This is a genomic window from Albibacillus kandeliae (assembly GCF_003116585.1).
Taxonomy (GTDB): Bacteria; Pseudomonadota; Alphaproteobacteria; order Rhodobacterales; family Rhodobacteraceae; genus Albibacillus; species Albibacillus kandeliae.
Genome location: NZ_QEHM01000001.1, coordinates 76,291 through 88,485 on the forward strand (window position 1 = coordinate 76,291; position 12,195 = coordinate 88,485).

At 66.7% G+C, this 12,195-nt stretch carries 13 protein-coding genes; 10 read left to right on the forward strand and 3 right to left on the reverse strand.

The features are described 5' to 3' along the window. Positions 1–74: 74 nt before the first annotated feature. The 3 genes from dprA to tldD all read right to left on the reverse strand — a co-directional run bounded on the left by dprA (position 75) and on the right by tldD (position 3,272). Positions 75–1,223 carry a DNA-processing protein DprA gene (gene dprA, locus DDT93_RS00370; protein WP_109463813.1) on the reverse strand — a complete coding sequence of 383 codons (1,149 nt, stop codon included), beginning with the start codon at positions 1,221–1,223 and terminating at the stop codon, positions 75–77. 157 nt (positions 1,224–1,380) lie between these two features. Further along, positions 1,381–1,854 (reverse strand): GNAT family N-acetyltransferase, encoded by a 474-nt coding sequence (locus DDT93_RS00375; protein WP_109463814.1) that lies wholly within the window; start codon positions 1,852–1,854, stop codon positions 1,381–1,383. Continuing rightward, on the reverse strand, positions 1,851–3,272 hold the full coding sequence (tldD, locus tag DDT93_RS00380) for a metalloprotease TldD (RefSeq protein WP_109463815.1): 1,422 nt from the start codon (positions 3,270–3,272) through the stop codon (positions 1,851–1,853). Before tldD ends, DDT93_RS00375 begins: the two co-directional genes overlap by 4 nt. Before the next feature lie 192 nt (positions 3,273–3,464). Between tldD and coxB the strand changes: the two genes are divergently transcribed. The 10 genes from coxB (at position 3,465) to DDT93_RS00425 (ending at position 12,192) form a co-directional block, all read left to right on the forward strand. Then, the gene (gene coxB, locus DDT93_RS00385; protein WP_109463816.1) at positions 3,465–4,349 is read left to right on the forward strand and encodes a cytochrome c oxidase subunit II; all 885 of its coding nucleotides are present in this window, start codon (positions 3,465–3,467) and stop codon (positions 4,347–4,349) included. A gap of 148 nt (positions 4,350–4,497) precedes the next feature. Then, positions 4,498–5,439: a heme o synthase gene (cyoE, locus tag DDT93_RS00390; RefSeq protein ID WP_109463817.1), complete on the forward strand. Its 942-nt coding sequence runs from the start codon at positions 4,498–4,500 to the stop codon at positions 5,437–5,439. Then, positions 5,436–5,600 carry a hypothetical protein gene (locus DDT93_RS26680; protein ID WP_198654746.1) on the forward strand — a complete coding sequence of 55 codons (165 nt, stop codon included), beginning with the start codon at positions 5,436–5,438 and terminating at the stop codon, positions 5,598–5,600. The genes cyoE and DDT93_RS26680 overlap by 4 nt, the downstream gene beginning before the upstream one ends. Further along, positions 5,600–6,181, forward strand: coding sequence for a cytochrome c oxidase assembly protein (locus DDT93_RS00395; RefSeq protein WP_109463818.1), 582 nt, complete (start codon positions 5,600–5,602; stop codon positions 6,179–6,181). The genes DDT93_RS26680 and DDT93_RS00395 overlap by 1 nt, the downstream gene beginning before the upstream one ends. A gap of 38 nt (positions 6,182–6,219) precedes the next feature. Continuing rightward, complete coding sequence (locus DDT93_RS00400) at positions 6,220–7,032, forward strand: cytochrome c oxidase subunit 3 (protein WP_109463819.1); 813 nt, start codon at positions 6,220–6,222, stop codon at positions 7,030–7,032. Positions 7,033–7,135: 103 nt separating this feature from the next. Next, positions 7,136–7,807 (forward strand): SURF1 family protein, encoded by a 672-nt coding sequence (locus DDT93_RS00405; protein ID WP_109463820.1) that lies wholly within the window; start codon positions 7,136–7,138, stop codon positions 7,805–7,807. 5 nt (positions 7,808–7,812) lie between these two features. Beyond that, entirely contained in the window at positions 7,813–9,201 is a 1,389-nt protein-coding gene (gene thrC, locus DDT93_RS00410) for a threonine synthase (protein ID WP_109463821.1), read from the forward strand. Then, the gene (locus tag DDT93_RS00415) at positions 9,198–10,460 is read left to right on the forward strand and encodes a M16 family metallopeptidase (protein ID WP_109463822.1); all 1,263 of its coding nucleotides are present in this window, start codon (positions 9,198–9,200) and stop codon (positions 10,458–10,460) included. Before thrC ends, DDT93_RS00415 begins: the two co-directional genes overlap by 4 nt. A 22-nt stretch (positions 10,461–10,482) precedes the next feature. After that, positions 10,483–11,067 (forward strand): GNAT family N-acetyltransferase, encoded by a 585-nt coding sequence (locus tag DDT93_RS00420; protein WP_109464717.1) that lies wholly within the window; start codon positions 10,483–10,485, stop codon positions 11,065–11,067. Positions 11,068–11,163: 96 nt separating this feature from the next. Continuing rightward, positions 11,164–12,192, forward strand: coding sequence for an Atu2307/SP_0267 family LLM class monooxygenase (locus DDT93_RS00425; RefSeq protein WP_109463823.1), 1,029 nt, complete (start codon positions 11,164–11,166; stop codon positions 12,190–12,192). Positions 12,193–12,195: the final 3 nt, after the last annotated feature.

The following is a 12,195-nucleotide window of genomic DNA, read 5'->3' on the forward strand; positions in this document are numbered from 1 at the left end:
AGAGCGGCGTCACGTCCGCCCCGGATGCACGCAGAACGGGCAGAACCGGGCTGCCGGATTTGGCCGGGCGGGACTCAACCGAGGCGCGAGAGCAGGCCGCCCGCGCGGCGCTCGATCCGGCCGTCAAGCTCGAGGTCGACGAGCGCGGTGCCCACCTCACCGGCCTCGGCGGCGAGGTCGCGGATCAGCTGGTCCTCGGCCATCGGCGAGGGGCCGATCCGGTCGAGGATCTGCTGGTGCAGCAACGCGGTCTCGCGCAGGCTGCGCCGCTCCGGCGGGGCGTTGGGCAGGTCCGCAGGCGCGCGGGCCGAGGGGGTCACGGCGGGGGCGATCGGAGAGAGGGCGGCGAGGATGTCCTCGCCCCGGCGCACCAGCGTGGCGCCATCGCGGATCAGCATGTTGCACCCGGCGGCGCGGGCGTCGAAGGGATGGCCGGGCACCGCCATCACCTCGCGCCCGAGATCCAGCGCGTCGCGCGCGGTGATCAGGCTGCCCGACTTCGCCGCGCCCTCCACCACCACGACGGCGCGCGACAGGCCGGCGATGACCCGGTTGCGGGGCGGGAAGTGGCGGGCCTGCGGCTGCAGGCCCATGGGCTGGTCCGACAGGCGCAGCCCCGACCGGGCGATCTGAATCCCGAGCTCGCGGTTCTCGCCCGGATAGATGACGTCGACCCCGCCGGCCATCACCGCGATGGTGCCGCTTTCCAGGGCCGCGAGGTGGGCGGCGGCGTCGATCCCGCGGGCGAGGCCCGAGACCACCACGTAGCCCTCGGCGCCGAGGTCGCGGGCGAGGGCCCGGGCCATCCGGGTGCCGAGCGACGAGGCGTTGCGCGCCCCGACCAGCCCGATGGCCGGGCGACCCAGCAGGGCGGGGTCACCGATTGCCCAGAGCAGCGGCGGCGGGTCCTCCACGTCGGCCAGTGCGGGAGGGTAGTCGGCGCCGCCAAGGCACAAAAGCCGCGCTTTGGCGGCTTTTGCGGCCTTGAGCTCGGCGTCGATGGCGCCGGGAGGACAGACTTCGTAGTCCTCGAGCCCGGCGGCGCGCGCCACTTTGGGCAACGCGGCAAGCGCGTTCTGCGCTGAGCCATGCTCGGCCATCAGCCGGTAGAATGTCGACCGGCCGACCCGGCGCGAGCGCAACAGGCGAAGCCACGAAACCCGGTCGTCTTCCGTGGTGGGTGGGAGTGGGGGGTGAGTGGAAGAATGCAATTCTCCGGTCATCCGTGGCTCCACCTGATTGCGGAATCAGATCTAGCGCGAGACTGGTTAACTTTGGGTAAACCAGAAGCTGAACCGAGGCCTGCTTCTTTGGGGTCCAAATATCCCGGGGGTGAATTGGCCAGAGGCCAAGAGGGGGCAGCGCCCCCTCGCGAACCGGTCAGGCGAGCCGCTTGAGCAGGATCTGTACTTCGGCCGGGACGCTGCCCGTCGCGGTGTCGACCTCCACCACCTCGCGGCGGTCGAGGCGCCAGCCCTGTCGTTCGTAGAAGTGCAGGGCGCGATCGTTGCCGATGACGCAGTCGAGCCAGGCCTCGCGGATGCCCTTGGCGGCGAGGCGCGCTTCGCCGTCCGCCAGCAGCGCCGCGGCAAGTCCGGTGCCGCGCGCTGCCGGGGCGACGAAGAGCTGGTAGAGCTCGTCCTCGCGGATCACGCAGAACCCCACCGGCGCGCCCTCGGGCCCGGCCACCCGCATGTCGTCGCCGAACTTCGCCATGCGCGCCGCGAAATCCCCGGGCGTGCGCAGCTTGACCAACTCGGGCGCCGCGAGGTGCCCGTGCGCCTCGTGCCAGGTGTCGTGCCAGAGCCGGGCCGCTGCCGGCAGGTCCGCCGGAGTGGCCGGGCGAGGGGTCATGCCGCCGAGCCGCCGACGGTCAGCCCGTCGATCAGAACGGTGGGCTGGCCGACGCCGACCGGCACCCACTGGCCGTCCTTGCCGCAGTTGCCGAGGCCCGGGTCCAGCGCCATGTCGTTGCCGAGCGCGCGGATCTTCTGGAGCGAGGTCGCCCCATCGCCGATCAGCGTGGCGCCCTTGACCGGGGCGCCGACCTTGCCGTCCTTCACCCGGTAAGCCTCGGTGCAGGAGAACACGAACTTGCCGTTGGTGATGTCGACCTGGCCGCCGCCGAAGCCCACCGCCCAGATGCCGTCCTTGATCTCGGCCACGATGTCCTCGGGCGCGGCGTCGCCGCCCAACATGTAGGTGTTGGTCATGCGCGGCATCGGCTTGTGCGCGTAGGATTGCCGCCGCCCGTTGCCGGTCGGCTCCACGCCCATCAGGCGGGCGTTCTGGCGGTCCTGCATGAAGCCGACGAGGATGCCGTCCTCGATCAGCACGTTCCTGCCCGAGGGCGTGCCCTCGTCGTCCACGGTGATCGAGCCGCGCCGGTCGGGAATGGTGCCGTCGTCGAGCACGGTGACGCCGGGCGCGGCGATGCGCTGGCCCATCAGCCCGGCAAATGCCGAGCTGCCCTTGCGGTTAAAATCGCCTTCGAGCCCGTGGCCGATGGCCTCGTGCAGCAGGATGCCGGGCCAGCCCGGCCCCAGCACCACCTCCATCACGCCCGCAGGGGCGGGGACCGCGTCGAGGTTCACCAGAGCGATTCTCAGCGCCTCGCGGGCCTTGGCCTGCCAGTCGGCAGGGTCGATCAGCCCGTCGAGGCCGACTCGGCCTCCGCCGCCCGCGGTGCCGCTCTCGCGCCGGCCGTTCTGTTCGACGATCACCGAGACGTTGACGCGGGTCATCGGGCGCACGTCGCGCACCTGCACCCCGTCGGGGCGGAGAATCTCGACTTCCTGCAAGGAGGCGCCCAGCGAAGCCGAGACCTGCACCACGCGCGGGTCGAGGTCACGGGCGAAGGCGTCGATCTCGCGCAGGGTTTCGATCTTGACCGGAAAGCTGGCGCTCGCGATCGGGTCCTCGTCGGTGTAGAGGCGCTTGTTGGTGGGGCGGGGCGCCTCGGCAAGGGTGCCGCCACCGGCGCCAACCGCCAGCCGGGCCGTCTCGGACGCGCGTTTCAGGGCGGCGATGGACAGTTCGGTGGAGTGGGCATAGCCCGCCACTTCGCCGCGAACGGCGCGCAGGCCAAAGCCCTCGGAGGCGTCGTAACTGGCGCTTTTCAGGCGTCCGTCGTCGAAGACCAGCGATTCCGAACGGCGCCGCTCGACGAAGAGTTCACCGTCGTCGGCACCGTCGGTTGCGGCCCGCAGGGTGGCGAGCGCCTCGTCGTGCGCAAGCACGGAATCGAAGGGGCGAAAAGCGCTGTCTGTCATGGGCTGTGGCCTCCAGGTCTTGATCCAGATCAAAAAAGCGCCGTTTTGACGCAAGCGAATGTCTTTATTCGTATCGCGGAATATGGTTTTAACATCCAGCAAAGACAACGGGGCCGGGGAGGGGCTTCATGAACAGATCTGCCCGCTTACTCCAGATGACAGCTAATCGCGATCAATAGATCAGGAACGGACATGAAAACTGCATTCACGCTTTCGGGGCTGATCACCGCCCTTTCAGCCCTGCCTGCGTTGGCGCAGGACGGGGGAGAGATCGTCGGCAAACCGCACGACGCGGGCATCGGGTTCCAGCCCGCGGTCTCCGAGCTGGCCGTGCGCCAGCAGAATCTCGACCACCTGATCCTGGTCATCATCACCCTGATCGTGCTGTTCGTCACCGGCCTGATGGTCTACGCGATCGTGCGCTTCAACCGCCGGGCCAACCCCACGCCTCGGGCCTTCACGCACAACACCCCGCTGGAAATCGCATGGACGATCATCCCAGTCTTCGTGCTGGTGCTGATCGGGGCATTCTCGCTGCCGGTGCTGTTCGCCCAGCAGGAGATTCCCGAGGGTGACATCACCATCAAGGCGATCGGCAACCAGTGGTACTGGAGCTACGAGTACGTTGACGACGAGTTCACCTTCGATAGCTACATGATCGGCCAGCCCGCCACCGGCGGCAACTACCAGCTGACCCCCGAGGTCGAGGCCCAGCTGACCGAGGCAGGCTATACCCGCGACGAGTTCCTGCTGGCCGTCGACCAGCCGCTGGTCGTGCCGGTTGGCAAGATCATCGTGGTGCAGGTCACCGCGGCGGACGTGATCCATTCGTGGACCGTGCCGGCCTTTGGCGTGAAGCAGGACGGCGTTCCCGGCCGACTGGCCGAACTGTGGTTCCAGGCCGACAAGGAAGGCACCTTCTTCGGTCAGTGCTCCGAGCTCTGCGGCAAGGACCACGCCTACATGCCGATCACCGTCAAGGTCGTGAGCGAGGAAGCCTATCAGGAGTGGCTGAAGGGCGCGATCGAGGAATTCGCCGGCACCCCGCGCACCGAGCGCGTGGCGCTGGCCGACTGACACGGGAGGCCGGGTTTTCGCGAGGGGCGGGCGAGGAGCGCGCCAGCCGCGGAGCCCGGATCACACCACGGGGCGCGTGACGTTCACGCGCCTCTCTACCCACCTCCGGGGACGGCGACGATCCGTCCCCCCACGTTTCGAGAAGCAGATGTCCGACGCCAGCATTCAGCCGCAAGCACAGATCGGGGAGGCCGGGTTCGGCGACTATTTCGCGCTGCTCAAGCCGCGCGTGATGTCGCTCGTGGTCTTTACCGCCTTCGTTGGGCTGATGGCGGCGCCGGTTCCGGTGCATCCGATGATCGGCTTCTGCGCGATCCTGTTCATCGCCGTGGGCGGCGGCGCCTCGGGCGCGCTGAACATGTGGTGGGATTCCGATATCGACCGCATCATGCGCCGTACCCGCAACCGTCCGATCCCCTCGGGCCGGGTGGAACGGGGCGAGGCGCTGGGGCTCGGCATCGCGCTGTCGGGTTTCTCGGTCGTTATGCTGGCGCTGGCCGCGAACATCCTCGCAGGCGCGCTGCTGGCCTTCACCATCTTCTTCTACGTTGTCGTCTATTCGATGTGGCTCAAGCGCTCGACGCCGCAGAACATCGTCATCGGCGGCCTCGCCGGGGCCTTCCCTCCGCTGATCGGCTGGGTCGCGGCGACGGGCGAGATGGCGATCGAACCCTGGCTGATGGTGGCGCTGACCTTCATGTGGACGCCGCCGCACTTCTGGGCGCTCGCGCTGTTCATGCGCTCGGACTACGACGATGCGGGCGTGCCGATGCTGACCGTGACGCATGGCCGCCGGGCGACCCGTATCCATATCCTCGTCTACACCGTGCTGCTGGCCGCACTGGCTGTCGGCATGGGCTTCACCTCGATCGGCGGTCCGGTCTACCTCGCCGTTGCCGTGGTGCTGAACCTGCTGTTCCTTTTGGGCGCGCTGCGCATCGCGCGGCGTGACGAGGCGGACAGCGAGGCAGACAATTTCGCGGTCGAGCGGCGTTTCTTCAAGCTTTCGCTGCTCTACCTCTTCCTGCACTTCGGCGCGATCCTTGCCGAGGCGATGCTGAAACCCTGGGGCCTGGGAGGTTGGGCATGAGCCTGAAACCGCTGCATGAGATTCACCACCGCCGCTTTGGCCGGAACCTCGGGCTGGGCCTTGTGCTCGCAGCCTTTGTCGCCATCGTCTTTGGCCTGACCATCGCCAAGGTGACCAGCGGCGACTTCCAGGCCAGCATGTCGCAGATGGAGCAGAAGTAATGGCCGCGCGCCAGCCGAACCCGGGCAGAACCGTCCTGATGCTGGTGGGCATCGTCGTCTTCATGGGCGCGATGGCCTGGGCGTCGGTTCCGTTCTACAGCTGGTTCTGCAAGGTCACCGGCTTTGGCGGCACCACCAGCGTGGCAGAGCAGGGCGCGGACAAGATCCTAGACCGCACCATCAAGATCCGTTTCGACGCGAATACCGATCCTGACATGCCGTGGGAGTTCAAGCCGGTGCAGCGGACCATGGAGATCCGCATCGGCGAGACCGGGCTGGCCTTCTACGAGGCACACAACCCGACCGACCGCACCATCGCGGGCACGGCCAGCTACAACGTCTTCCCCTACGAGGCGGGCGGGTACTTCGACAAGATCCAGTGCTTCTGCTTCAACGAGCAGGTGCTAGAGCCGGGTGAGACGGTGCAGATGCCGGTGACCTTCTACGTCGATCCCGCGATGGTCGACGACATAGACGCGAAGCACATCAACTCGATCACGCTGAGCTATACTTTCTACGAAACCGAACTGCCCGAAGGGTATGCCGCCCTTGACGGGAAAGATAAAACCAATCTGAACTAACGCCGCAAGGTCTAGGGACAAGGTGAGGGACACTTAATATGGCGCATGTAAAAAACCACGATTACCACGTTCTGCCCCCCTCGGTGCACCCGTTCATCGGGGCCGTCGGCGGCTTTCTCATGCTGCTGGGGGCGGTCTTCTGGATGCACGGCATCACCGCCGTCCTGTTCTGGATCGGCCTTGTCGTGGTGCTCTATACCATGTTCACCTGGTGGAGCGACGTGGTTCAGGAGAGCCACGTGGGCGACCACACCCCGGTGGTGCGGATCGGCCTGCGTTATGGCTTTATCCTGTTCATCATGTCCGAGGTGATGTTCTTCTTTGCCTGGTTCTGGTCGTTCTTCAAGCACGCCATGTATCCGATGGAGACCTACGCGGGCTCGCTCTACGAGAAGCCCGAGATCCACGCGATCGACCCCTTCCACCTGCCGCTGATCAACACCCTGATCCTGCTGCTGTCGGGCTGCGCGGTGACCTGGGCGCACCACTCGCTGGTGCATGGCAACGACCGCAAGGGGCTGATCAATGGCCTGGCCATCGGCATTGTCTTCGGCATCGCCTTTACCGTGCTGCAGGGCTACGAGTACGGCGTGCTGATCATGCACGACGGCTGGCAGTTCGGCGGGGACGAGTTCTATTCGAACTTCTTCATGGCGACCGGCTTCCACGGGGCCCACGTGATCATCGGGACCATCTTCCTGACAGTCTGCCTGATCCGCGCGATCCGGGGCGATTTCACGCCCGAGAAGCACGTCGGCTTCGAAGCCGCCGCATGGTACTGGCACTTCGTCGACGTGGTCTGGCTGTTCCTGTTCTTCGCGGTCTACATCTGGGGCACCTCCGGATTGTGATCCCTGCGGATTGCGGGTTTAACTTCCGCAATCCTGAGCTTATCAAGCAAGGCGCGCCCCGGACGGAGCGCGCCTTTTCCTTTAGATCGGTCTGTCCCTCCTGATGAACCGCCTTTTGTTCCTGCTGACCTTCGGAGCGATCGGAGCCGCGATCCTCGTCGCGCTGGGCGTCTGGCAGGTGAAGCGGCTGGATTGGAAGCAATCGCTGCTGGCCGAGATCGAGGCGCGCATCGACGACGCCCCGGTGGCGCTGCCCGCCCGGCCTGATCCCGAAACCGACAAGTACCTTGCCGTCGATCTCACGGGGACCATCCTGCCGGGAGAGTTGCAGGTTCTGACCTCGCGCAAGCAGCAGGGGCCGGGGTTCCGCATCATCGCGCCGTTCCGGACGGAAGACGGGCGGCGCATCCTGCTGGACCGCGGTTTCGTGGTCGAGGAGGACCGTGCCTCGGTGCGTGAGATCGGGGCCGCGACGCTGACGGGCAACCTCGTCTGGCCCAATGAGACCGACAGTTTCACCCCGCCACCCGACGCGGCGACGCACACCTGGTTCGCCCGCGACGTCGCCGCCATGGCGCAGGCGCTCGAGACCGAACCGGTCATGGTCGTCGCCTCGTCCGAGACCGATCCGGGCATCGAGCCCTGGCCGGTCGGGACCGAGGGGATTCCGAACGACCACTTGCAATATGCGATCACCTGGTTTTCGCTGGCCCTCGTCTGGGTCGCGATGACCCTCTATTTCCTGTGGCGCCCACGCGCCCGCAACACCGGCTGAGAGACATGAAATACATCTCGACCCGCGGGAAGGCTCCCGCGCTGACCTTCGAAGACACGATGCTGACCGGGCTCGCCTCGGACGGCGGCCTTTACGTGCCCGAGGTCATGCCGAAGATGACCAAGGACGAGATCGCCGCGCTGCGGGGCCTGTCCTATGAGGAGGCGGCCTTTCGGGTGATGCGTCCCTTTGTCGGCGACACCTTCACCGACGAGGAATTCAAGGCGATCATCGCGCGCGCCTATGCCGGGTTCGGCCACGCTGCCCGCGCACCGCTGGTACAACTCGACAGCAACCACTTCCTGCTGGAGCTGTTCCACGGGCCGACGCTGGCTTTCAAGGACTTTGCCATGCAGCTGATCGGACAGCTGTTCCAGGCCGCGCTGAAACGCCGGGGCGAGCGGGTGACCATCGTTGGCGCCACCTCGGGTGATACCGGCTCGGCCGCTATCGAGGCCTTCAAGGGGCTCGACAATGTCGATGTCTACATCCTGTATCCGCATGGCCGGGTGTCCGAGGTGCAACGCCGCCAGATGACCACGCCCTCCGAGGCGAACGTTCATGCGCTGGCGGTCGATGGGGATTTCGACGATTGCCAGGCCGCGCTGAAGGACATGTTCGCCGACGCGGATTTCCGCACCGGCGTCAAGCTTGCCGCCGTGAACTCGATCAACTGGGCGCGCGTGCTCGCGCAGGTGGTCTATTACTTCACTTCCGCCGTGTCGCTGGGCGCGCCGGACCGCAAAGTGAGCTTCACCGTGCCCACGGGCAACTTCGGTGACATCTTCGCCGGTTACGTGGCCAAGCAGATGGGCCTGCCCATCGACCGGCTGGTGGTTGCGACCAACCAGAACGATATCCTGCACCGCTGCCTGTCGGGGCAGGGCTACCACAAGGGGCCGACCCATCCATCGATTAGCCCCTCGATGGACATCCAGGTGTCTTCGAACTTCGAGCGTGCGCTGTTCGACGCCTACGGGCGCGACGCGGCGGCCGTGGCGCAGCTGATGGACGAGCTGAAGCAGGGCGGCTTCGACGTGAGCCAGGGCGCGATGGAAGCGCTGCGCGAAAGCTTCGACTCGGGCCGCGTGTCTGAAGCGGAAACCTCGGAGACCATCACCGAGACGCTGAAGGCCAGCGCCGAGCTGATCTGCCCGCATACCGCGGTGGGCGTGAAGGTCGCCAACGACCAGCGCGTGCCGGAGGTTCCGATGATCACGCTCTCTACCGCGCACCCGGCCAAGTTCCCGGCGGCGGTCGAGGCGGCGACCGGGATTCATCCGCCTCTTCCCCCCGCGATGGCGGATCTGTATGAGAGGCCGGAACGGGTAACCCGCATCAGCAGGGAGCTGGCGGTGCTCAAGGACCACATCAGAGGACAAATCCCCGCGTGACAGTCAGACAGGATCAACTGGCCAACGGCTTCCGTATCGTTTCAGAAAACATGCCGGGGCTGCAATCGGCCTCCATCGGCATCTGGGTGAGCGCGGGTGGCCGGCACGAGCGGATCGAGCAGAACGGCATCGCGCATTTCCTCGAGCACATGGCGTTCAAAGGCACGAAGAAGCGGACCTCGCTGCAGATCGCCGAGGCGATCGAGGACGTGGGCGGCTACATCAACGCCTACACCAGCCGCGAGGTGACGGCCTATTACGCACGGGTGCTGGAGGCGGATGTGCCGCTTGCGCTCGACGTGATTGCCGACATCGTGCTGAACCCCGTCTTCGATCCGAACGAAATCGAGGTCGAGCGGGGCGTGATCCTGCAGGAGATCGGCCAGGCCTATGACACGCCCGACGACGTGATCTTTGACTGGCTGCAGGAAGAGAGCTATCGCGACCAGGCCCTGGGCCGGACCATCCTCGGGCCTGCCGAGCGCGTCAGCGCCTTCTCTCGGGATGACCTCGCCGGGTTCGTCGGGGAGCACTACGGGCCGGGCCAGATGATCCTTGCCGCCGCCGGTGCCGTCGATCACGACGCACTGGTGCGGACCGCCGAGGAGCTGTTCGGCCACATGAAGCCCAAGCCGGGGCTCGAGCTGAACCGGGCGGTCTTTACCGGCGGCGAGGCGCGTCACGGCAAGGCGCTGGAGCAGGCGCATTTCGCGCTGGCGCTCGAGGGGCCGGGGTATCGTGACGACAAGATCTACACCGCCCAGATTTATGCCAACGCCCTTGGCGGCGGCATGTCCTCGCGCCTGTTTCAGGAGATCCGCGAGAACCGCGGGCTCTGCTACACCATCTTCGCCCAGACCGGTGCCTATGCCGATACCGGGTCGATGACCATCTATGCCGGGACCAGCGCAGGCCAGATCGCCGAACTGGCCGGTCTGACCATCGACGAGATGAAGCGCGCGGCAGAGGACATGAGCGAGCAGGAGATGGCGCGGGCGCGGGCCCAGATGAAGGCCGGGATGCTGATGGGCCTTGAAAGCCCGTCGAACCGGGCCGAGCGACTGGCGCGCATGGTTCAGATCTGGGGCGCGGTGCCGTCGCTGGAGGATACCATCCTCAAGATCGACGCCGTCACCACCAGCGACGTCCGGACCTTCGCCGAATACGTGGCCGACGAGGCGCCCGCCGCGCTGGCGCTCTACGGTCCCATCGACACTGCGCCGACGCTGGCGGAGCTGCAGGAGAGGCGCGCCGCCTGACGGCATGCCGGAAGATCTGCTGATGCTCTTGCCAAAACGAAAGCTGCGGATCGAGACGGATCGATTGACCCTGCGGCCGCCGGTTCACGGGGATTTCCGCCCGTGGGTGGCGCTGCGGCAGCGGAGTCAGGCGTTTCTGACGCCATGGGAGCCAACTTGGGCGCAGGATCACCTGAGCCGCAAGGCCTTTACCAACCGGGTCTACTGGGCGCAGCGCTCCATCGCGAACGGCTCGGCCGTGCCGCTGTTCCTGCTGCGCCGCGAGGACGAGGCGCTGGTGGGGGCGATCACCCTCGACAACATCCGGCGGGGACCGGCGCAGGCCGGAACGCTGGGCTACTGGACCGGCGAGCCCCATGCCCGGCAGGGTTACATGCGCGAGGCGATTGGCGCGTTGGTGCACCATGCCTTCACCCGCATGGACCTGTCGCGGATCGAGGCGGCCTGCCTGCCCGAGAACGCGGCCTCGCGCGGGCTGCTGGAGAGTTCCGGGTTCAAGTACGAAGGGGTGGCGCAGAGCTACCTCCAGATCTCCGGGCGCTGGCGGACCCACGTGCTCTATGCGGCGCTGCGGTCCGACCGGCGTGGAAAGACCGGGGTCGGCTGACCGGGCGCGGAGCGGCTGCACAATCCCTGTGCGGGCATCCACATACCGGCGGGCTCCGCGAACGACTAGGTTCGCCTGCGAAAGACGGAGGCAGTCATGGAAGTCGGACTTTACACCTTTGGCGATGTCGGCACCGATCCGGTCAGCGGACATGTGGTCGGCCCGCAGGAGCGGCTCAATAACCTGATGGAAGAGATCGAGCTGGCCGATCAGGTCGGGCTCGACGTCTTCGGGCTGGGCGAGCATCACCGGCCCAACTATGCCATTTCGTCGCCTGCGGTGACGCTGGCCGGCGCGGCGCGCACGACCAAGCGGATCCGCCTGAGTTCGGCCGTATCGGTGCTGAGCTCGGACGATCCGATCCGCGTGTTCCAGCAGTTCTCGACGCTCGACAACCTCAGCAACGGCCGCGCCGAGCTGATGGTGGGACGGGGCAGCTTCATCGAGAGCTTTCCGCTCTTCGGCTACGACCTCGACGACTACAACGCGCTGTTCGAGGAAAAGCTGGCGATGCTGCTGGCGATCAACGACGCCGAGCGCCTGAACTGGCCGGGGACGGAGTTTACCCACGAGGTCGGCGGTGTCGGGGTCTATCCGCGCCCGGTGGGAGAAGAGCTGCCGATCTGGATTGCCGCCGGGGGCACGCCGCAGAGCATGGTACGCGCCGGGGCGCTGGGGCTGCCGCTGGCGCTCGCGATCATCGGCGGCCAGCCGCGGCGGTTCGCGCCTCTGGCAGACCTCTACCGCAAGGCGGCGGCGCAGGAGGGCAATTCCGACAAGGCGCGGGTCTCGCTCAACGTGCACGGCTTTGTCGCCGAGGACGGCAAGGCGGCGGCTGACCTGTTCTTCCCCGCGCAGAAGGCGGTGATGGACCAGATCGGCCGCGAGCGCGGCTGGGGACCGCAAAGCCGGGTGCAGTTCGATGCCGGGATGGGGCCGGAGGGCGCGATGTTCGTGGGCTCTCCCGCGCAGGTGGTCGACAAGATCCTTGGTCTGAAGGAAGATCTCGGGTTCGACCGGGTCTGCATCCAGATGGCCATCGGGGTGATCGACCACAAGGAAATGCTGAAGGCCATCGAGGTCTTGGGCACCAAGGTCGCGCCCGAGCTTCGCAAGGCGGGCTAGGTC

Bases quoted from the DNA above. Each gene is read 5' to 3' on its own strand.
- DDT93_RS00420 (WP_109464717.1), top strand. From the start codon at position 10,483: ATGCTCTTGCCAAAACGAAAGCTGCGGATCGAGACGGATCGATTGACC.
- DDT93_RS00400 (WP_109463819.1), top strand. From the start codon at position 6,220: ATGGCGCATGTAAAAAACCACGATTACCACGTTCTGCCCCCCTCGGTG.
- thrC (WP_109463821.1), top strand. From the start codon at position 7,813: ATGAAATACATCTCGACCCGCGGGAAGGCTCCCGCGCTGACCTTCGAA.
- dprA (WP_109463813.1), bottom strand. From the start codon at position 1,223: ATGACCGGAGAATTGCATTCTTCCACTCACCCCCCACTCCCACCCACC.
- DDT93_RS00395 (WP_109463818.1), top strand. From the start codon at position 5,600: ATGGCCGCGCGCCAGCCGAACCCGGGCAGAACCGTCCTGATGCTGGTG.
- coxB (WP_109463816.1), top strand. From the start codon at position 3,465: ATGAAAACTGCATTCACGCTTTCGGGGCTGATCACCGCCCTTTCAGCC.
- tldD (WP_109463815.1), bottom strand. From the start codon at position 3,272: ATGACAGACAGCGCTTTTCGCCCCTTCGATTCCGTGCTTGCGCACGAC.
- DDT93_RS00425 (WP_109463823.1), top strand. From the start codon at position 11,164: ATGGAAGTCGGACTTTACACCTTTGGCGATGTCGGCACCGATCCGGTC.
- cyoE (WP_109463817.1), top strand. From the start codon at position 4,498: ATGTCCGACGCCAGCATTCAGCCGCAAGCACAGATCGGGGAGGCCGGG.
- DDT93_RS00405 (WP_109463820.1), top strand. From the start codon at position 7,136: ATGAACCGCCTTTTGTTCCTGCTGACCTTCGGAGCGATCGGAGCCGCG.
- DDT93_RS26680 (WP_198654746.1), top strand. From the start codon at position 5,436: ATGAGCCTGAAACCGCTGCATGAGATTCACCACCGCCGCTTTGGCCGG.
- DDT93_RS00375 (WP_109463814.1), bottom strand. From the start codon at position 1,854: ATGACCCCTCGCCCGGCCACTCCGGCGGACCTGCCGGCAGCGGCCCGG.